Annotated in this window: 18 protein-coding genes; 7 read left to right on the forward strand and 11 right to left on the reverse strand. The window is 72.1% G+C overall.

Annotated elements, in window-relative coordinates; all coding sequences use genetic code 11:
- Nucleotides 1-645 precede the first annotated feature (645 nt).
- From J2S55_RS13780 to J2S55_RS13790, 3 genes are read left to right on the forward strand one after another with little or no spacing between them, the layout of a single operon-like run.
- Nucleotides 646-1,929, forward strand: a complete 1,284-nt coding sequence (locus tag J2S55_RS13780) for a sensor histidine kinase (RefSeq protein ID WP_306860479.1) — start codon at nucleotides 646-648, stop codon at nucleotides 1,927-1,929.
- On the forward strand, nucleotides 1,926-3,968 hold the full coding sequence (locus J2S55_RS13785; RefSeq protein ID WP_306860481.1) for a sensor histidine kinase: 2,043 nt from the start codon (nucleotides 1,926-1,928) through the stop codon (nucleotides 3,966-3,968). The genes J2S55_RS13780 and J2S55_RS13785 overlap by 4 nt, the downstream gene beginning before the upstream one ends.
- Nucleotides 3,965-4,660 carry a response regulator transcription factor gene (locus tag J2S55_RS13790; RefSeq protein WP_306860483.1) on the forward strand — a complete coding sequence of 232 codons (696 nt, stop codon included), beginning with the start codon at nucleotides 3,965-3,967 and terminating at the stop codon, nucleotides 4,658-4,660. The genes J2S55_RS13785 and J2S55_RS13790 overlap by 4 nt, the downstream gene beginning before the upstream one ends.
- A gap of 68 nt (nucleotides 4,661-4,728) precedes the next feature.
- Here J2S55_RS13790 and J2S55_RS13795 read toward each other — a convergent pair whose 3' ends face one another.
- The 6 genes from J2S55_RS13795 to J2S55_RS13820 all read right to left on the reverse strand — a co-directional run bounded on the left by J2S55_RS13795 (nucleotide 4,729) and on the right by J2S55_RS13820 (nucleotide 11,300).
- Nucleotides 4,729-5,370 (reverse strand): bifunctional DNA primase/polymerase, encoded by a 642-nt coding sequence (locus J2S55_RS13795; protein WP_306860486.1) that lies wholly within the window; start codon nucleotides 5,368-5,370, stop codon nucleotides 4,729-4,731.
- A gap of 190 nt (nucleotides 5,371-5,560) precedes the next feature.
- A complete protein-coding gene (gene hemB, locus J2S55_RS13800) occupies nucleotides 5,561-6,547 on the reverse strand; it encodes a porphobilinogen synthase (protein ID WP_306860488.1) in 987 nt (328 codons plus the stop codon).
- Nucleotides 6,548-6,672: 125 nt separating this feature from the next.
- On the reverse strand, nucleotides 6,673-8,253 hold the full coding sequence (locus J2S55_RS13805) for a bifunctional uroporphyrinogen-III C-methyltransferase/uroporphyrinogen-III synthase (protein ID WP_306860490.1): 1,581 nt from the start codon (nucleotides 8,251-8,253) through the stop codon (nucleotides 6,673-6,675).
- Entirely contained in the window at nucleotides 8,250-9,122 is an 873-nt protein-coding gene (gene hemC / locus J2S55_RS13810) for a hydroxymethylbilane synthase (RefSeq protein WP_370879781.1), read from the reverse strand. The genes J2S55_RS13805 and hemC overlap by 4 nt, the downstream gene beginning before the upstream one ends.
- A 44-nt stretch (nucleotides 9,123-9,166) precedes the next feature.
- Nucleotides 9,167-10,498, reverse strand: a complete 1,332-nt coding sequence (locus J2S55_RS13815) for a glutamyl-tRNA reductase (protein ID WP_306860493.1) — start codon at nucleotides 10,496-10,498, stop codon at nucleotides 9,167-9,169.
- A 94-nt stretch (nucleotides 10,499-10,592) separates the two neighbouring features.
- Entirely contained in the window at nucleotides 10,593-11,300 is a 708-nt protein-coding gene (locus tag J2S55_RS13820; protein ID WP_012887317.1) for a redox-sensing transcriptional repressor Rex, read from the reverse strand.
- A gap of 290 nt (nucleotides 11,301-11,590) precedes the next feature.
- Here J2S55_RS13820 and J2S55_RS13825 point away from each other — a divergent pair, with 290 nt between their 5' ends.
- Entirely contained in the window at nucleotides 11,591-11,839 is a 249-nt protein-coding gene (locus J2S55_RS13825) for a glutaredoxin family protein (protein ID WP_306860498.1), read from the forward strand.
- Here the strand turns inward: J2S55_RS13825 and J2S55_RS13830 are convergent.
- Entirely contained in the window at nucleotides 11,829-13,586 is a 1,758-nt protein-coding gene (locus J2S55_RS13830; protein ID WP_306860500.1) for an antibiotic biosynthesis monooxygenase, read from the reverse strand. The genes J2S55_RS13825 and J2S55_RS13830 overlap by 11 nt on opposite strands.
- A 203-nt stretch (nucleotides 13,587-13,789) precedes the next feature.
- On the opposite strand from J2S55_RS13830, the gene J2S55_RS13835 reads away from it, so the two are divergent.
- The 3 genes from J2S55_RS13835 to J2S55_RS13845 all read left to right on the forward strand — a co-directional run bounded on the left by J2S55_RS13835 (nucleotide 13,790) and on the right by J2S55_RS13845 (nucleotide 16,172).
- Nucleotides 13,790-14,434 carry a sigma-70 family RNA polymerase sigma factor gene (locus J2S55_RS13835; RefSeq protein ID WP_306860502.1) on the forward strand — a complete coding sequence of 215 codons (645 nt, stop codon included), beginning with the start codon at nucleotides 13,790-13,792 and terminating at the stop codon, nucleotides 14,432-14,434.
- A 114-nt stretch (nucleotides 14,435-14,548) separates the two neighbouring features.
- A complete protein-coding gene (locus J2S55_RS13840; protein WP_306860503.1) occupies nucleotides 14,549-15,220 on the forward strand; it encodes a DUF5667 domain-containing protein in 672 nt (223 codons plus the stop codon).
- A gap of 85 nt (nucleotides 15,221-15,305) precedes the next feature.
- Nucleotides 15,306-16,172 (forward strand): HAD family hydrolase, encoded by an 867-nt coding sequence (locus J2S55_RS13845; RefSeq protein WP_306860505.1) that lies wholly within the window; start codon nucleotides 15,306-15,308, stop codon nucleotides 16,170-16,172.
- A gap of 308 nt (nucleotides 16,173-16,480) precedes the next feature.
- On the opposite strand, the gene J2S55_RS13850 is transcribed toward J2S55_RS13845, so the two are convergent.
- The 4 genes from J2S55_RS13850 to J2S55_RS13865 all read right to left on the reverse strand — a co-directional run bounded on the left by J2S55_RS13850 (nucleotide 16,481) and on the right by J2S55_RS13865 (nucleotide 19,886).
- A complete protein-coding gene (locus J2S55_RS13850) occupies nucleotides 16,481-17,515 on the reverse strand; it encodes an alpha/beta fold hydrolase (RefSeq protein WP_306860508.1) in 1,035 nt (344 codons plus the stop codon).
- Nucleotides 17,516-17,737: 222 nt separating this feature from the next.
- Nucleotides 17,738-18,733, reverse strand: coding sequence for a lysophospholipid acyltransferase family protein (locus J2S55_RS13855; protein ID WP_306860510.1), 996 nt, complete (start codon nucleotides 18,731-18,733; stop codon nucleotides 17,738-17,740).
- A 5-nt stretch (nucleotides 18,734-18,738) separates the two neighbouring features.
- Nucleotides 18,739-19,764, reverse strand: coding sequence for an NAD-dependent epimerase/dehydratase family protein (locus tag J2S55_RS13860; RefSeq protein ID WP_306860513.1), 1,026 nt, complete (start codon nucleotides 19,762-19,764; stop codon nucleotides 18,739-18,741).
- Between the two features lie 23 nt (nucleotides 19,765-19,787).
- On the reverse strand, nucleotides 19,788-19,886 hold the full coding sequence (locus J2S55_RS13865; RefSeq protein ID WP_018654693.1) for a 30S ribosomal protein bS22: 99 nt from the start codon (nucleotides 19,884-19,886) through the stop codon (nucleotides 19,788-19,790).
- Nucleotides 19,887-20,039 lie beyond the last annotated feature (153 nt).

Consider the following 20,039-nt stretch of genomic DNA (forward strand, 5'->3'; position numbering starts at 1 on the left):
CTTGCGGAGAGCGGGCCCGCTCGATGGCGGGCCCGCCCTTTGACGATCAGCGCACCGACCTTCCGCCTCTATCAAATTCAGCGTCCATCACGACTCGGCGGCACTCGCGGTGACCAGAACATCCGCGAGGCCTTCAGCAGCCCGCTTCAGGCTTGCGTGCATATTACGGAGCATTCGGCAGAACAATGTGGCCGACAGTCGGCCAATCCATCTTGACCCAGAGACGGCAAGAATGTTGACGTGTGTCAAACATCACACTTCCCAGTGATGTGAGCTAAGTGCCTATCCAAAAGTTCTGCGCGTGACCGGGTGTGAGGCCGCTCCGTGGACCAGCCCTGGCTCCCGGCCGGTTACAAGCGGAACTTCTGGAATGCGGCTTAGCCGCAGAGGTCGGCGAGCCGATCGAGCTGGCATCTCCTCGATGGTCACCGACAGGACAGCTTCCGCCGGAGCCGGTGATCCGGTTGGCCGGTACGGGCAGGGTGGGCCGCGTCTCCCGCTGAAGGCTCCGGGGCGGCGATCGGAGGCCCCGTTCTCCTTCAGGCTCACGCGGGCGTGCCCGACCCCGGCGACTTCCCGGAATCCATCTCAGAACGGGACATCTGCCCCGGGACAGCGGGACATGGGGTGCGGGATCCTTCGGTCATGGCAGTGACGACACCCCCTGCCCGGCGCCCGGCCAACCGGCCGCCCGGCGTCCACGTGATACTCAACCGCGTCCTGGTCTACGGCGCGCTGGCGGCGGTCACCGGCGGGATCTACTCCGGGCTGACCTGGCTGGCCGGCACGCTGTCCGGCGGCCGGGACCCGGTGGCCGGGCTGGTCGCGGCGCTGGCCGCGGGCGCGGTCTTCCACCCGGCGCGGCTGCGCCTGCAGCGGGCGGTGGACCGGTTGTTCCGGGTCGAGCGCGACCCCTACCGGGTCGCCGACCGGCTGAGCCGCACCCTTCAGGAGACCGTCGACCCCGCCCAGGGACTGGCCACCGCCGCGGCACTGGTCCGCCGGGCGCTCCACGCCGACGGCGTCGCCGTCGAGGTCCACGGCGGACACGCCGCGACCGTCCACGACGGCGAGCTGGGCGAGCGGCCGGTCGAGACCCCGCTGGTCTGGCACGGGGAGCCGGTGGGGCGGCTGCTCAGCAGCGGTCCCGACACCGCGCCGGACCTGCTGGAGGTGCTGGCCCGGCACCTGGCCGAGCTGGCGCACGCCGTACGGCTCACCGCCGACCTGCGGCGCTCCAGGGAGCGCATCCTCACCACCCGGGAAGAGGAGCGGCGCAGGCTCCGCCGCGACCTGCACGACGGGCTGGGGCCGACACTGGCCAGCCTGGCGATGACCGTGGACGAGGCCAGGCTCCGGCTGGAGCGGGATCCCGAGGCCGTGGAGCGGCTGCTGATCCGGGTGCGCGACCAGCTCGGCGTCGCGATCATCGATGTCAGGGACCTGGTGTACGGCCTGCGCCCGCCCGCGCTGGACGACCTCGGGCTGACCGGCTCGCTGCGCTCGCTGGCCGACGCACCGGGGCCACGGGTGGACGTCGCGGTGACCGGCCCGCTGGGCGAGCTGCCCCCGGCGGTGGAGACGGCCGCCTACCGGATCGCCCAGGAGGCGCTCACCAACGTCCGCCGCCACGCCCAGGCCACCACCGCCCTGGTACGGGCCGAGCTGCTCCCGGCCGGGGCGGAGCACGCCGGGGGGGCCGAGGCCGGGGACGGGGCGGAGGACAAGGGGCCACGCCTGTCAAGGGAGCTGCGCCTGTCGGTCGCCGACGACGGCATCGGACTGCCCGGACGGATCCGCGGCGGCGTGGGCCTGGCGTCCATGCGCGAGCGGGCGGCGGAGGCGGGCGGATCGTGCACGGTCAGGCCACGTCCCGGCGGCGGCACAGAGGTCGTCGTCCGCCTCCCCCTCGGAACGGAGACGCCATGACCTCCCCCTCAGACGCGGACACGGCGGCCTCGCCCAGGGACACGGCGGTCTCCCCCGGAGGCGCGGGGATCGCGGGTGGGGGGCGGCGGACGGCGCTGGCCGTCCTCGTCTGGACCGGCGCGGTGCTGGCGCCGGTGGGCAACCTCCTGGCGGTCCGGATGGTGGAGCTGAGCGCCTCGACCTGGACCGACCGCTTCGTCACCATGGACCCGACCGTCATCCTCTTCCCCGCCGCCGGCGCGTTCCTCATCACGCGCCGGCCCCGGCTGCCCGTCCCGTGGATGCTGTGGGCCAGCGGGATCGTCGGCAGCCTCTACTACCTGGCCTACAGCGGCGCCCACTGGCGCTACCTCACCGACCCCGGGGGGATCACCCCCTACCTCATGTGGCTGGGCCTGTGGCTGTGGCTGTGGTACGTGCCGGTGTACATCTCGCTGCTGCCGCTGCTGTTCCCCGACGGCCGGCTGCCCTCCCGGCGCTGGCGGCCGGTCCTGTACGCCAACCTGGTCCTCATGGCCGGGCACTCCCTGTTCCTGGGACTGGCCCCGGATCCGGGGTTCGAGAGCCAGCTCCCGATCGCGAACCCGTTCGGCGTCGAGGCGCTGCGTGACATCTCGCCGGCCGTGGAGGCGTGGATCGGCGGCCCGATGATGGCGCTCACCGCGCTCGGCGTGCTGTCGCTGGCCTTCCGCTACCGGGCGGGCGACGCCGAGCTCCGGCGCCAGATCGGCTGGTACACCGGCGCGCTGGCGGTGGTCCTGGTCTCCTGGATCCTCCGGGTGGTGACCGGCTCCTGGCTGCTGGCCACCCTGGAGACCGTCTTCATCGCCGTGGTCCCCCTGTCGATCATCGCGGCGGTGCTGCGCTACCGCCTCTACGGCATCGACGTCGTGGCCAACCGGACGCTGGTCTACGGCTGCCTGGTCGCGATCACCGGAGGGGTCTACTTCGGGCTGATCTGGCTGGCCAACGCCCTGGCCAGCGGCCTGGGCCCGGTCGCGGGGGCGGTCGCGGCACTGGCCGTGGGCGGCATCTTCCACCCGGCGCGGCTGCGCCTGCAACGGGCGGTGGACCGGGTGTTCGCCGTCGAGCGCGACCCCTACCGGGTCGCCGACCTGCTGGGCCGTACCGGGCAGGGGGCGCGGGACCCGGCGGCGGCGCTCGGCGAGGCCGTGGCGGTGATCCGCGGGGCGCTGGGCGCGAGCGGGGTCCGCGTCGAGGTCCGCACCGGGCAGGGCGGGGCGGCGCGCGTGTTCACCGACGGGGAACTGCGGCCGCAGACCCAGGAGGTGCCGCTGCTCTGGCACGCCGAGCGGGTGGGGACCCTGCTGGTGGCGGGGGTCCGGCCGGGCCGCGAGCCGATGGCGGTGCTGGCCCGGCACCTGGCCGAACTGGCGCACGCCGTACGGCTCACCGCCGACCTGCACCGCTCCCGGGAGCGCATCCTCACCACCCGCGACGAGGAGCGCCGCAGGCTGGGCCGGGAGCTGCACGACGGACTCGGCCCGGCGCTGACCAGCGTCACGCTCACCATCGACGAGGCGCGCAGGCGGCTGGAGGCCGACCCGCGGGCCGTCGAGAAGCTGCTGGTCCGGGTCCGCGAGGAGATGACCGCGACGATCGCGTCGGTCCGCGAGTTGGTGTACGGCCTGCGCCCGCCCGCGCTGGACGACCTGGGCCTGGAGGGCGCGCTGCGGGCCTGCGCCGGGGAGGGCGCGGTGACGGTCGACGGCCCGCTGGACGACCTGCCCGCCGCCGTCGAGGTCGCCGCCTACCGCATCACCCAGGAGGCGCTCACCAACGCCCGCCGCCACGCCGGGCCGGCCACGATCCTCCTCCGGCTGCGCAGGCTCCCGGGCGAGCTGCGGGTGGAGGTGACCGACGACGGGATCGGCCTGCCCGAGAATCCGGCCGCGGGCGTCGGGCTGACCTCGATGCGCGAGCGGGCGGCCGAGGTGGGAGGCTGCTGTGTGATCGGCCGCAGGCCGGGCGGCGGCACGGAGGTGACCGCCAGACTGCCGACGGAGGGGGCCGGATGATCACCGTGCTGATCGTGGACGACCACCCGGTCTTCCGGCGGGGCCTGCGCGGTCTGCTTGCGGCCATGGACATCGAGGTCGTCGGGGAGGCCGGCGGCGGGCAGGAGGCGGTGGCGCTGGCCGCCGAGCTCCAGCCGGACGTGGTCGTGATGGACCTGCAGATGCCCGGTGGGAACGGCGTCGAGGCGACCCGGACGATCACCAGGACCAGCCCGCGGATCGGGGTGCTGGTGCTGACCATGTTCCGGGACGACGACTCGGTGTTCGCCGCCATGCGCGCCGGTGCGCGCGGCTACCTGCTGAAGGAGGCCGGCGCCGAGGAGATCGGCCGCGCCGTGCGCGCCGTCGCCGCGGGCGAGGCCATCTACGGCCCCGAGATCGCCCGCCGGGTCCTGGCCTACTTCACCGGCATGCCCGACCCGTCGCGCACCGCCTTCCCCGAGCTCACCGAGCGGGAGCGGGAGGTGCTCCAGTTGGTCGCCCAAGGCCGGGGGAACAGCGAGATCGCCGGGATCCTCTTCCTGTCCGGCAAGACCGTGCGCAACCACATCTCCAACATCTTCATGAAGCTGCAGGTGGCCGACCGCGCCCAGGCCATCGTCCGGGCCCGCGAGGCCGGCCTGGGCGGCTCCCCCCGGCCTGGCCCGTCAACGGGCGCGGGCGACGGGGCCCAGCAAGGCGGAACTCACTGAGGCGGGCTTCACCGGGGCAGGGCCGACCGGAGCGGGGCCGACCGGAGCGGGGCCGACCGGGGCGGGGCTCACTCGCAGACGTCGGCGAGCGTGTCGAGGACGCGGAGCGGGTCGGGCAGCGGACGGCCGTCCGGAGGGCGCAGCCATGACGTCGCCCTGCCGGCCGGCAGGGTCGAGGGCGGGGCGAGGACGTAGCTGTCGCGGCAGTGCCAGCGCAGGCCGGGCATCTCGTCGATGGTCGCCGGGCCGAAGTCGAGAGGGCAGGACCACCATTCGTCCTCGTCCTCGGCGATGTTGCGGGTGGCCACATAGAAAAGGACCCGGTCGCCGTTGGCGGCGACCGGGCCCGTTGCGGATCCGGCGGAGTCCATGCTCGCGAGGGCGGTGAGCCCGGCGGCGGCCGGTACGTCGAACACGTCGAAGACGCGGCCCGTGGGGAGGATCACATTCGCCTCCGGGTCGCGCTGCCACCAGTGGCTGAGCAGGGCCGGGTCGGCCGTGGCCTGCATCTGCCAGGCCCGCGAGAGCGGGTGCGCGCCCGGGTCGGGACAGCCGACGCGGTCACAGGAGCAGGCGCGGGGACCGCCCTGCAGCGGCCGCGCGCCGGGACAGCTCGCCCAGCCAAGGGCGGCGTACTCCAGCACGGAGCCGATCATCTGCTTCGGATGAGCACGTCGCCTGCCACGACGAGTCAGCGGTACCCCCACCATTGTGTCCTCCGTCGTCCGCCCGCCCGGATGCCCTCGGATGCGATGGCGTAGCCACGTTCTGGTCAGCAAGGGAAGTCAGACAGCCAGGGCTCACACCACCTGGGACACATCCGCACCGGTATCCGCACTCTAACGCACAGACCACCCGAGCAAGCGGCAAACCCCCAGTTCTCGCTATGTGCCGCTGGTCTCAGTGGAGCTTCTTGGCCACCTCGGTCGCCCAGTAGGTGAGGATCATGTCGGCGCCGGCCCGGCGGATCGCGATCAGTGACTCCATGATCACCCGGTCCCGGTCGATCCAGCCGTTCGCCGCCGCGGCCTCGACCATGGCGTACTCCCCGCTGACCTGGTAGGCGGCCACCGGCACGTCGACCGCGTCGCGCACCTGGCGCAGGATGTCGAGGTAGGCCAGCGCGGGCTTGACCATCACGCCGTCGGCGCCCTCGTCGAGGTCCAGCCGCACCTCGCGCAGCGCCTCGCCGACCGGCCCGGCCGCGTCCTGCTGGTAGGCGTTGCGGTCGCCGAACTGCGGCGCGCACTCGGCCGCCTCCCGGAACGGCCCGTAGAAGGCCGAGGCGTACTTCGCCGAGTAGGCGAGGATCGGGATCTGCTCGAAGCCGTCGCCGTCCAGCGCCGCGCGGATCGCGGCGACCTGGCCGTCCATCATCCCGCTGGGCGCGATGACCTGTGATCCGGCGCGGGCCTGGGAGACCGCGGCGGCGGCGTAGCGCTCCAGGGTGGCGTCGTTGTCGACCTCGCCGTCAGGCGTCAGGATGCCGCAGTGCCCGTGGTCGGTGAACTCGTCCAGGCAGGTGTCGGTCATCACGACCATCGCGTCGCCCACGTCGGCGACCAGGTCGGCGACGGCCTGCTGGACGATCCCGTCCGGGTCGTCGGCGGCCGACCCGCGGGCGTCCTTCACCGCGGGGACGCCGAACAGGATCAGCGCGCCGACCCCCGCCTCGGCCGCCTCGTGGGCGGCCTTGCGCAGTGAGTCACGGGTGTGCTGGAACACTCCGGGCATCGAGCCGATCGGGTTCGGCTCGTCGATGCCCTCCTTGACGAACATCGGCAGCACCAGCTCCGCCGGGTGCAGTCTGGTGCCGGCGACCATCCGGCGCATCGTCGCCGTACGGCGGAGCCTGCGCGGACGCGCTACGGGGAACTGGGCGGTCATGGTCTCTCCCTCTCCCCCGGCCATAGGGGATCAGGAACCGGGGGACCGTGTTCGGATGTGGCTCGCTGAGCTCACGGGAACCGTCACGGACGCCTCGTCCGGCGGGCGTCCGCGACGGTTCCAGATTACTTGGCGCGGCGCCGGGCTCCCCGCCGGGTCTGTGAGGGCCTGCGGGGGACGTCTCCGGCCGCGAGCGCGGCCTGCCGCTGCTTCGCACCATACTCGGCCAGCGCGGCCGCGAGGGCGGAAGCCGATGGCTTGTCGGCCATCACATCGACGCGGAGCCCGAACTCCTCGGCCGTCTTGGCGGTCTGCGGCCCGATCACCGCGATGACCGTGACGTTGTGCGGCTTGCCCGCGATGCCCACCAGGTTGCGCACGGTGCTCGACGAGGTGAACAGCACCGCGTCGAACCCGCCGCCCTTGATGGCCTCCCGGATCGGCGCCGGCGGCGGCGCCGCGCGGACGGTCCGGTAGGCGGTCACGTCGTCGCACTCCCAGCCGAGCTCGGTCAGCCCGGCGACCAGCGTCTCGGTCGCGATGTCGGCCCGGGGCAGCAGCACCCGGTTGATCGGGTCGAGCATCGAGTCGTAGGGCGGCCACTCGGCCAGCAGGCCCTCCGACGACTGCTCGCCCGAGGGCATCAGGTCCGGCTTGACGCCGAACTGCACCAGCGCGCGGGAGGTCGCCTCGCCCACGGCCGCGACCTTGAGCCCGGCGAACGCGCGGGCGTCCAGGCCGTACTCCTCGAACTTCTCGCGCACGGCCTTGACCGCGTTCGCGCTGGTGAAGGCCACCCATTCGTAGCGGCCGGTGACCAGGCCCTTGATCGCCCGGTCCATCTGCTGCGGGGTGCGCGGCGGCTCGACGGAGATCGTGGGGACCTCCTCCGGCACCGCGCCGTAGGAATGCAGCTGCTCGACCAGCGCGGCCGACTGCTCCTTGGTCCGGGGCACGAGCACCCGCCAGCCGAACAGCGGCTTGGTCTCGAACCACGACAGCCGGTCGCGCATGGCGACGGCCTCGCCGACCACGATCAGCGCGGGCTCGGTCATCCCGGCGTGCTTGAGGTCGGGCGCCATCCGGCCGAGCGTGGTCACCACGGTGTACTGCTCGGTGGTGGTGCCCGCGCTGCTGATCGCAACCGGCGTCGAGTCGGGACGGCCCGCGGCGATCAGCGCCTTGCCGATCGCGACCGCCGCCGAGACGCCGTTGTAGATCACCAGGGTGCCCGCACCCATGGCGTGGGCGGACCAGTCGTCGACCTGGGCCGCGTCCACGACCCGGAACTCCGGCACCGCCACCGCGGCGGGGATGCCCGCGTAGGTGAGCACCGCCGTCGCCGGGGGCACGCCCGGCACGATCTCGAAGTCCACCTCCGCCTTGGTGCAGGCCGCGACCTCCTCGGTGATCGAGGAGAAGAACATCGGATCGCCGGCGCAGAGCCGTACGACGCCGCGCCCGCCCTTGGCCTCCGCCACGGCCCTCAGCGAGACCGCGCCCTCCTCGGCCGCGTCGACGACTTCGACGTTCTCTCTGCAGTGGCGGAGCAACGCTCCGTACGCCTCCTGATCGAGCACGACGACATCGGCCTTCGACAGCAGGTCGGCGCCACGGAGCGTGAGCAGGCCCTCGTCACCGGGGCCCGCCCCCACGAAGGCGACGAACCCGGCCGGGCGCTCGAAGGTGGTACTTCCGGAGCTCAATGTGCTTGCTCCCCTATCAACGTGCCGGCCCCTTCAGCGATCATCTGGGCAGCGAGGTCGCGGCCCAGATCCAGCGGCGCCGAAAGGGTCCCGGCGGTGGACTTGCGCACCGCCTGCCTGCCGTCGACGGCGACGACAGCGGCGGTCAGAATCAGATTTTGCCCGTCATCGGCCGAATACGCACCCACGGGAGCGGCGCACCCCGCCTCCAGGGCGTTGAGCACCGCGCGTTCGGCGGTCACCGCGGCGCGGGTGCGGGCGTCGTCGAGCACGCTCAGGAACTCGACGAGGTCGGCCCGGTCGGCCCGGCACTCCACGGCCAGCGCGCCCTGGCCGGGGGCCGGGAGCATCTCCTCCACGTCGAAGACCTGGGAGATCTCGGCCTCGCGGCCCAGCCGTCCGAGCCCGGCGGCGGCCAGCACGACACCCTGCAGCTCACCGGAGGTGACCTTGCCGATCCGGGTGTCGGCGTTGCCGCGGATCGGGACGTAGTCGAGGTCGGGCCGGAGCAGCCTGAGCTGGGCGACCCGGCGCGGGGACCCCGTGCCGATCTTCGCGCCGGGCGGCAGGTCGGCCAGCTTGACCGCGGCGACCAGGGCGTCCCTGGGATCGTCGCGCGGCGGGATCGCCGCGATGACCACGCGCGGGTCCTGCGTGGTGGGGAGGTCCTTCAGCGAGTGGACCGCGAAGTCGATCTCGCCCTCGATCAGCTTGTCGCGCAGCGCGCTGACGAAGACACCCGTCCCGCCGAGCTGGGTGAGGTTGGCCTTGGTGACGTCGCCGAAGGTGGTGACGCCGACGAGCTCGACGGCCCGGCCGGTCAGCTCGGTGAGCCGGTCGGCGACCAGCCCCGACTGGGTCGTCGCCATGAGGCTGCGCCTGGTGCCCAGCCTGAGCGGCGAGGAGACGTCGCTCACCTGCCCACCCCCTTCTTGGTCGTCCTGGTTGTCTCGGTGTCCGCCCTCTCGATGCTTCTCACCGCGCGCGGGACCTTCGGGTCCAGGTCGAACAGCTCACGCAACGCCTCCGCATAATGATCGCCTGCCGGAGACTCCGCGAGCTGTTTGACACGCACGGTGGGCTCATGGAGCAGTTTGTCGACCACGCGCCGGATCGTCTGCGTGACCTCGTCGCGGACCCGCCCGTCGAGCTCCGGGAGCCGCGCGGTGAGCCGCCCGAGCTCCGCCTCGACCACGTCCGCGGCCTTGGTCCGCAGCGCGACCACGGTCGGGGTCACCCGCGCGGCGCGCTCGGCCGACAGGTATGCCTCCACCTCGGCGGCGACGATCCGGCGGACGGCGGTGACCGCCTCGGCGCGCCCGCCGTCGTCGGTGTCCGCGTCGGCCGCGCCGTCCTGCATCGACTCCAGGTCGACGAGGGTGACGCCGGGCAGCCGCCGTACGGCGGGGTCCACGTCGTGGGGCAGCGCGAGGTCCAGCAGGAACATCTCCCGGGCCGCCACCATGTCGGCGGTGATGACCACGTCGGTGGCGCCGGTGCACGAGATGACGAGGTCGGCCTCGGCCAGCTCGCGGGTCAGGTCGCCGAACTCGGCGGCCCGGCCGCCCACCGTCTGGGCCAGCCGTACGGCGCGCTCGTGGGTCCGGTTGACCACCACGATGTCGGTGACGCCGGCCCGCTGCAGGGTCGCGGCCGACAGGGCGCTCATCGAGCCGGCGCCGACCACCAGGGCGCGCCTGCCCTGGATCGGGCCGAGTGTGCGCTCGGCGAGGGTGAGCCCCACGCCCACGAGGGAGGCGCCCGCCCGGTCGATCCCGGTCTCGGTGTGGGAACGCTTGCCCACCCGCAGCGCCTGCTGGACCAGCTCGTTGAGCGTCGGGCCCAGCGTGCCCTGCTCCTGGGCGAGCTTGAGGGCCGTGCGGACCTGGCCGAGGATCTGCCCCTCGCCCAGGACCATCGAGTCGAGGCCCGACCCCATCGAGAACAGGTGCTCGACGGCCCGGTCCTCGTAGTGCACGTAGAGGTGGGCCGAGAGCTGCTCCATGGGCACGCCCGAGTGGACGGACAGCAGCTCGGAGATCGCGGTCACCGCGGCGTGGAAGCGGTCCACGGTGGCGTAGACCTCGACCCGGTTGCAGGTCGAGACGACCATGGCCTCGGCCACGCAGGCATCCCGCTGGACGGCGTGGAGCAGCTTGACCAGCGCGTCACCGGAGACGGAGACCCGCTCCAGCAGGGCCACCGGAGCGGTCCGGTGGCTGAGGCCGACGACGAGAACGCTCATCGGCCTTCCCCGCCTCTCCCCGGACGCGGACGTGCCCGGTCTCCCGCGTCGTTTCGAGAGACGCGGCGACCCTGGGCCCGCACCTCGTGCTCGCTCACAGGTCCACCGCCTCAGGCCACTCCTCGGCCATCGCAGGCCCCCCAGTCATCCGATCCGTTTTGCGCTGCTCGTGGAACGCAAGGATCTGCAATTCAATAGATAGGTCGACTTTACGGATATCGACGCCTTCTGGCACGGCAAGTACGACGGGGGCGAAGTTCAGGATGCTGGTGACCCCAGCGGCGATGACCCGGTCGGCCACCTGCTGGGCCGCCGCCGCCGGCGTCGCGAGCACCACGATCGACACTCCCCGCCGCTTTATCACGGCTTCCAGCTCGTCGATGTGCTCCACATTCAATCCGGCGATATGGTCGCCCACCACTTCGGGGTCGGCGTCGAGGAGAGCGGCGACCCGGAATCCACGCGAGACGAACCCGCCGTAGTTGGCAAGTGCACGACCGAGGTTACCCACTCCGACGATGGCAACGGCCCAGTCCTGGGTCAGACCCAGCTCGCGGGAGATCTGGTAGATGAGGTATTCGACGTCGTAGCCGACCCCGCGGGTGCCGTAGGAGCCCAGGTGGGACAGGTCCTTGCGGAGCTTGGCCGAGTTGACCCCGGCCGCCACGGCAAGATCCTCCGAGCTCACGGTCGCCAGACCCCGCTCGGCCATGCCGTTCAGCGCGCGCAGGTAGAGCGGCAGCCGGGCGACGGTCGCCTCGGGGATGCCACGTTCACGGGCTTGGGACAGACGGCGGATCACGTGCCGGAGCTCCAGGGGGACAGGCGGCCGGCGCGGCCCGGACGCGACGGATGACGAGGTGAGGCCACTGTCATTCAGGTTAGTCCCTTTGTGAACCGGTGCACAAAGTGGGGGCCGGCGGCGCCGCCGCGGCGCTGACGGTGCGTGTCCTCCCCGTCGCTCCTCCGACTACGGAGAGATCACTCTCCCGGTGCCAGCAGCGTAACCTGCCGCGCTCTCGATGGCTTTCTCCCTGATTGCGGAAGGGGAGATCGCCGGTACATGCCCGCGACTCGGCTACCGTGACGGGCATGGCACCGCAGGACCACCGCATCACGTTGCTCGGCAAGCCCGGCTGTCACCTGTGCGACGACGCTCGAACGGTGATCGAGCGGGTCGCCACGGAGCTGGGCGTCCCCTGGGAGGAGCGCGACATCACCGCCTCCGAGGAGGACCAGGCCCGATACTGGGAGATGATCCCGGTCACCCTCGTCGACGGCGTCCAGCACGACTTCTGGCGCGTCGACGAGAACCGCCTGCGCGCCGCGCTCAGAGCCTGAAGGCCGTCGGGAGCGGCATCACCTTCGCGGCGTTCACATTGAGCTCGATCACGTTGGTGGCCAGCACCATGTTCTGCCGCTCGCTGACGAAACGCTCCACGTGCGGCTGGCGCTGGTGGTCGGAGTAGGCGACCTCGTCGCGGTAGAGCTCGTAGATGATGCGCTGGAGCGGGGCCGACTTCACCGAGTGGCACACGTAGATGAGCGTGTCGGGCTCGGAGTGGCGGACGGCCTCAAGCGTCTCCTCGGCCAGCCGGTCGAACCGCTCCCCGCTGCCGTCGATCAGGGTGAACACGGTCAGCAGGCCGAAGATGCTGGGGGACGGGCGGGAGGAGCCGCCCGGCTGCTCGGCCGCGGCGCCCGGATAGCCGGGCCCGGCCGCCTGCGGGCCGCCGCGCCCCAGGTCGGGGCCCTGGCCGTAACCGGGGGCGCCGCCGAGGCCGCGGTCCGGGGCCTGGCCGTAACCGGCCGTGCCGTGTCCGGGGGCGCCGTGTCCGGGGGCGCCCTGACCGTATCCGGAGGATGTGCCGAACGCCTGGTCGGCGGGCATCGGCTGGAGGCTGCCGCCCGGCTGGGTGCCGTAGGCCGCGTCGGGTCTGGCGAACTCCCCGGTGCTGGGACCGGCGGCCCTGCCGGCTCCGCCCGGCCCGCCGGGGCCCGTGTGCCTGCCGTACTCGTTGGCCGGGATGTCGTACTCGCCGGTCGCCTGGCCGGCCGGCGCCATCCCGAACTGGCCGGTCACCGGGGGCGGCTGGGTGTATTCGCCGCCCCCGGGCCGGCCGGGGGACGGCATGCCGTACTCGCCGGCCATGAAGGTGCCGGTGGCGGGGCCGCCGAACGGATCGCCCTGGGCGGGAGGCTGCTGCATGCGTGCCGCGTAGTCGACCTCCTGCTCGCCCGCGCGGTATTCGGCCACCAGGTCGCCGAGGCCCGAGCGCCGGGACGGCTCCTCGGGCAGCGCCCGGCGGCGGCCGGCGACCTGCACGTCCCGGGGCGGATCGGTGGCCGCGCGGCGGCCGGCCGGCCGGCGCTCCTCCCAGCCGTCGTCCGGCTCGTCGTCCTCGTCGTCCTCGTCCTCGTAGGGCGCGAGCGGGCGGAGCACGACGTACCAGACCGCGGCGGCGGTGACGCACAGCAGGAGCGCGGTGAACATCCCCGGGACCGTGAAGCTCACGGCTCCGAGCAGGGCCAGGCCCGTCGGACCGAGTGCCAGAAGCGCGTGCATGTTGTCGGCGTCGTAGTCGTCGCCCCCGCGCCAGCGCAGGACCGCGAACGCGATGCCGGCCAGCAGGACGAGCGCGACGGCCAGGTGGACGGCCCCGAGCAGGTAGGTCGGCGGCAACCCCCAGTAGTTCCTGCCGGGCAGCGTCTTGGAGAACGCCGTGTCCAGCCGGAGCGGGTCGACCATCATGATCACCGCGGCGACGACGGTGAACGCGGTCCCCAGCAGCCAGGAGGCGAACCTGGCGCTGGACTTGCGCGCCAGGAGCTGGACCACTCCGACGGCCAGCCAGAGCGGGGCGAGCAGCGAGCCGGTCAGCTGGTAAATCCGGAATGTGGCCGACCCAAATCCCACTAAATGACCGGTACCGATCACTCCGAGTGACAGGCAGAGCGCCGCCGTCGTAATGCTCCAGGCGATCAGCCAGCCTTTGGGCTCCTCGCGGAGACGGCCGACGAGGGCGACTGTGGCAATGGCGGCGAGCAGCGCACCGGCAAAGGCGATGACAGCGACGAGGACTTCCATGGTGTCTCCAATGCTGCCGGACATTACCCCCTAACCGGTAGCCGAACTGGTAGTCGGCTCCTCGGTCCGGCCAGAAACTACCGGCCCCACACCGTATCGACCGATTACCCCTAGTCACGACGTTACGAAGTGGATTGTGGAATTTCCTGTTCATTTCTAGAGTGAGCGAGCACGCCGCACCCCCTCCCCCACAGGGATACCGGATGCCAGACACGTGGCCATTCGCCGGGCCTGTCCCCACCGCTTCCGGGGCGGCCCAGCCTGTCCGCAGAAATGAGCTCGCCGCCCGCGAGGACGCCTCGGAGGATCTCCGGAGGCTCGTTCTGCGTGCCAAAACGGGAGACACGGACGCGTTTGGCACGCTCTACGACCGCTATCTCGACCTCGTCTACCGCTACATCTACTTCCGGGTCGGATCCCACCCGCTGGCCGAGGACCTCACGAGCGAGACCTTCCTGCGCGCGCTCCGCCGGATCGCCGACTTCACCTGGCAGGGACGCGACTTCGGAGCCTGGCTCGTGACGATCGCCAGGAACCTGATCACCGACCACTTCAAATCCGGCAGGTACCGGCTTGAGGTCTCGACGGCCGAGGTGATCGACACCCCGCTCGACGGCCCGCACATCCCGGAGAACGCCGTCGTCACCGCAATGATCAGCGATCGGGTGCTCAGCGCCGTCCGCGATCTCGGCCCCGAGCAGCAGGAGTGCGTGGTCCTGCGCTTCCTGCACGGCATGTCGCTGGCGGAGACCGCGCTCATCATGGGCAAGAAGAGCGGGGCGATCAAGGCGCTGCAGTTCCGGGCGATCCGGGCGCTCGCCCGCGCACTCCCCTCGGACCTCAGCTGACCTTGGCCGCCATGCCGGATTCCGATGGCGACGTACCGCGTAACCTGGCGCGCCGAGCCCTCGTTAGGCAAGTGACAACGATGGATCGTGAGCTGGGGGCGGCAGGGAGCGTTCATGGGTAAGTGGCTGCCCGGGATCTCACGGAGATCGCAGGCGCGCATCCAGAACCGCGTGACGAGGCTCGGCTCCCGGATGGGAGGCGGTCCCCGTCCGGAGTTCCGCTCCGCGCTCCGCGACCGCCTCATGGACGCCTCCGGCCAGGACGGCCCGCCCGCCGAACGGCCCGCCCCGGCACGGCCGAGGCCGCGCCCGGGTCCGCTGGCCCGGTTCCTGAGCCTGGGCCTGGCGGCCACGATGGTCCTGGCGGGCCTGGCGACCTACCGGTCGATGCCGGGAGACACGCTCTACCCGCTCAAGCGCGCCGCCGAGAGCACGCTGTTCCACCTGAGCACCGACGACGCCGAACGGGCGGGCCGCTCCTTCGACTACGCCGAGACCCGCGCCCACGAGGTCGAGGAGCTCCTCGGCGCCACCCGGCGCCAGAGCGACCTCATCGAGGAGACCCTCCAGGCCATGGAGGACACCACCCGCTCCGCGGTCACCTCCCTGACCCGGGTGCGGCGCCGCGACGCGAAAAGCGACGCCAGGAGCACGGGCCGGCTCAAGCGCTTCGTCCAGAAGCAGCGCAACCAGATCGAGGGGATGCTCCCCAAGATGGACGTCGAGGAACGGCGCAGGGCCAACGGCTATCTCAACTACATCGAGGGCCTGGCCCCGCCCGGATGAAGACCTTCGCACATGCGAGACATCACCTTCCGCTAACGCGATGTACACCGATTTCACCCACCTGTGCCAGTTAAGCTGAGGTGCTATGAAGCGGCTGATACGACGGCGGGGCGGACCGGAGATAGCCGGAGAGGTGGCGGCCGCGGCAGCGGTCGCGATGCCGATGGCCGATCCCGACCCGACCGCCGCCGCTTTCTTCGACGTCGACAACACCATGATGCGCGGGGCCTCCATCTACCACTTCGCGCGGGGCCTGGCCTCGCGGGGGCTGTTCACCACCAAGGACCTGGTCAAGTTCGCGCTCGGCCAGGCGGTGTTCCGGGTCCGCGGCGACGAGAACCCCGAGCACATCGCCCAGGCCAGGGAGACCGCGCTGGCGTTCGTGGCAGGCAGCAGGGTCGAAGACATCGTCCGCCTGGGCGAGGAGATCTTCGACGAGGCCATGGCCGACCGGATCTGGCCGGGCACCCGCGCCCTCGCGCAGAGCCACCTGGACGCCGGTCAGCGCGTCTGGCTGGTCACCGCGACCCCGGTGGAGCTCGCCCGCGTGATCGCCCAGCGCCTCGGCCTGACCGGCGCACTCGGCACCGTCTCCGAGACCGTCGACGGCGTCTACACCGGCCGCCTGGTCGGCGACCTGCTCCACGGCCCCGCCAAGGCCGAGGCGGTCCGGGCGCTGGCCCGCCGGGAGGGGCTCGACCTGTCGCGCTGCTCGGCCTACAGCGACTCGGCCAACGACCTGCCGCTGCTCTCCCTGGTCGGCAACGCCGTCGCGATCAACCCCGACGGCGAGCTGCGTGACCACGCCCGGGAGAACAAGTGGGACATCAAGGACTTTCGCACCGGGCGTAAGGCCACCATGGTCGCCCTGCCCATCGCCGCGGGCGCCGGAGCCGTCGCCGGTGGCGTGGCCGCCGCCGTCGCCCTGCGCCGCCTCTACCGCGCCAAGTGAGCCCGGCGGCCACCGCCCGGCACTCCAGGTGAACCCGGCGGCCACCGCCCGGCGGCTCCAGACGAGCCCGGTCACCACCACCCGAAACCCAAGTGCCCCCGGCCACCGCCGCCCGACGGCTCCAGACGAGCCCGGCGGCCACCGCCCGGGGACTCCAGGCGAGCCCGGCCACCACCGCCCCGCGGCCCTCCGGTTGACCGTCCAGCGTCCCGGGTGACCGCCCACGGCCCGGATGGCCGTCCAGCGTCCCGGGTGGGCACCCGGCACCACAGAACAGAGCGGCACCACAGAACGGATGAGCGCCGCCCCTACCGCTCCGGGCGGGCCCCCGTACGGCGGGCGGCCCGGTCGAACAGGTCCACCAGGGCCTGGTTGACGGCCTCCGGACGTTCGAGGCCGATCATGTGGCCGGCCCCGGGGAGCACGGCCAGCTCGGCGCCGGGGATCGCCTCGGCGATGCGGCGGCTGTGGGCGGGCGGGATGAGCCGGTCACGGCCGCCGACCATGACCAGCGTCTCCACCGAGCCGAGCGCGGCCAGCGCCGCGTATTTGTCGTGGACGAGGAAGTCGCGGAAGAAGCCGACCATCACCTCGGTGGGGGTGGCCGCGGCCATGTCGTTGACGAAGCGCACGTGCCCGCGTGGCGCCCGCGGACCGAAGGCGATGTAGCGGGTCACCGGCAGGTTGGTGCGTGACTTGAGGGCGGCGCTGCGGTCGATGAGCGTGGCGCGGGTCAGCATGCGCTCGAACACGACGGGTGTGACGCGCGGGACGAGCCGCCCGATCGGGCCGGGGAGCCCGAACGTGCTGCGGGCCAGCAGGCCGGAGGAGGTGCTCAGCAGCGCCACCCCGGCCACGCGCGCGGCGAGGACACCGGGATGGCGTCCGGCGAACGCCATGACCGTCATCCCGCCCATCGAGTGGCCGACGAGCACCACCGGCAGCCCTCCGGGCACGGCCTGCTCGACCACGGCGGCCAGGTCGTCGCCGAGCCGGTCGACCGTGCACGCGTCGAGCGCCCCGGCCGAGGAGTCCCCGTGCCCGCGCTGGTCGTAGAAGACCAGCGTGGCCCTGCCCGCCAGCGCCTCCCGTTGGAAGTGCCAGCAGTGCCGGTTCATCACCCAGCCGTGCGCGAAGACCACGGCGAACTCGGGCGACTCGGCCTCCTCGACGTCCACCGCGAGCCGTACCCCGTCGTCGGTGGTGACGGTGACCTGCCTGCCGCGGTGCCCGCCGAGGGCCGTCTTTGCGTGCGCCCTGCGCCGCCGCGCGGCGATCCCCAGCGCCGCTCCCACAGCGAGCCCGGTGACGACGGCCCTTCTCCCGGTACGGCGTGCGCCCATGACCACTCCCGCGCGTTCGGAGGCTCGATGTCGAGGACACCATAGCCACCCGGGGCGCCCACTGTTAGACGCGAGGGCTAATAAAAAACCGGCGTGACCGGTCAGCGCGGTGAGCGTGCGCGGCGGGCGGGGAACGGCGCCGGCGGCCAGAAGAGCCAGGGGCAGAACCGAGTCAGAGCCAGGGGAAGAAGGGCCGGGGTCAGAAGAAGGGCGGGGCCGGGGTCAGAAGAAGGGCGGGAAGGCGTGGCCGCGCTGGAGGCGGAGCTCGTTCAGCTGCTGCTGGATGACCTCGCGGACCTGGTCGGTGAGGTTGAAGACCAGCATGGGGTCGTCCGCCTCCGCGGGATCGAACTGGTCGGTGCGGATGGGCTCGCCGAAACCGATCAGCCACTTGGACGGCAGCGGCACCAGGCCGAGGGGCCCCAGCCAGGGGAACAGCGGGGTGACCGGCAGGTAGGGCAGGCCCAGGGCCCTGGCCAGGAAACGCAGGTCACCGATCTTGGGATAGATCTCCTCGGCGCCCACGATGGAGCAGGGGACGATCGGGACCCCGGCGCGGATGGCGGAGGCGACGAAGCCTCCGCGGCCGAAGCGCTGCAGCTTGTAACGCTCGGAGAACGGCTTGCCGACGCCCTTGAAGCCCTCGGGGAAGACGCCGACGAGCTCGCCCTTGCGCAGCAGGCGGTCGGCGTCGTCACGGCAGGCCAGGGTGTGGCCGGTCTTGCGGGACAGGTGGCCGAGCAGCGGGAGCTGGTAGACCAGGTCGGCGCCGAGGAGACGGACCGCGCGGCGCTCGGGATGGTCGTCGTGGAGCGCCACCTGGAGCATGAGCCCGTCCAGCGGGAGGGTGCCCGAGTGGTTGGCCACCACGAGGGCGCCGGAGTCGCCCGGCACGTTGTGCATGCCGACGGTCTCGACGCGGAACCAGTGGCGGTAGAGCGGGCGGATCAGCTCCAGCAGCACCTTGTCGGTGAGCTCGGGGTCGAAGCCGAACTCGTCGACCTCGTAGTCGCCCGTGACGCGGCGGCGCAGGAAGGCGAACAGCTCGGCGAGGCCGCGGTCGTCGCCGTCGTCCGGCGGCGGCTCCTCCGCGCCGGGCGGCGGGTCCCCCGCGCCGGACGACGGCCCGGGGCCGACGGGCGGCGGCACGTGCGTGGAGCGCCCCCGGGTGATGGGGATCACCTCGGCGTCATCTGTCTCAGCGGGTTCGCCTGCCATCCGAGTCACCCTGTCATCACCCGGGACAGCGCGTCCACCATGGCCGCGGGGAGCCCGCCGGCCAGATCCCGGGCGCGGACGAAGTCCTCGAAGGCGGCGGCGGTCGAGAACTTGGGCCTCCAGCCGAGGCGGGCGGCCAGCCGGGCGGTGTCGACCACGCGGCCGTGGCACATCAGGCGGAGCTGCTCGGGGGAGAAGTCGACCAGTCCCGCGCCGCGGGCGAGGTCGCCCAGGAGACGGAAGGCGGGAGAGGGCACGGGCAGCGCGAGCAGGCCCGCCCTGCGGGCGCACTGCGACAGCAGGAGCACGCCGTCCCCGGCCACGTTGAACGTGCCGGGGTGGTCCTCCATCGCCATCCGTCTGAGCACCTCGACCGCGTCGTCCTCGTGGACGAACTGCAGCCGGGGGTCGAAGCCGAACACGGTCGGCACCACGGACTGGGTGAAGTAACGGGTCAGCGGCGAATCGACGCCGGGCCCCATGAAGTTGGCGAACCTGAGCGTCGACACGGTCACGTCACGGCGCCGCCGGGCGAAGCCACGGACGTAGCCCTCGACCTCCGCGGCGTCCTTGGCGTATCCGTGAGCCGGCGGCTCCCCCGGCTCCGCGTCCTCGGTGAAGACCGCGGGATCGCGGGGGGACGAGCCGTAGACCGCCGTGGTGGAGCGGACGACGACACGGCGGACCGTCGCGGACCGCTGACAGGCACCGAGCAGTTGCATGGTGCCGATGACGTTGTGCTCCTTCATGAGCATCCGGCCGCCACTCCGGGGAGGGGCGCTCACCAGGCTCATGTGGACCACTGTGTCGATGTCGGCGGCCGCGATCACCTGGGCGATGTCGGGGCTGCGCAGATCGACGCGGACGAACTCCGTCCGGCCGAGAGGTACGCCGCCATCACGTGAGAGCGAGGGCGGCGGCACCGTGTCTACTCCGATGACCCGGTCGATGTCCGGGTCAGCCGCGAGAACGCTCGCCACTCGGGCGCCGATGTGGCGCGAGACCCCGGTGACAAGCACGGTGTGGGTCATCGGCGCCTCGCAGATCCGCGTTACTACTTCTTGTTACGCCGCTGAATACGGGTCTTCTTGAGAAGCTTGCGGTGCTTCTTCTTCGCCATGCGCTTACGGCGCTTCTTGATCACAGAGCCCACGGGACCCCCAGGTAGCTGGTAGCCGAGATTGTCAATCCGGTGCGCGAACAACACACCGGCTCAACAGACTACCGGCGATCCATGGTAGATCGCCCCTGGGGGGATCCCGGGTACTGGAACTCACGGCGTGGCGATCACGCCGCTACCTCACTG

This window comes from Streptosporangium brasiliense, from assembly GCF_030811595.1.
GTDB classification, from domain to species: Bacteria; Actinomycetota; Actinomycetes; order Streptosporangiales; family Streptosporangiaceae; genus Streptosporangium; species Streptosporangium brasiliense.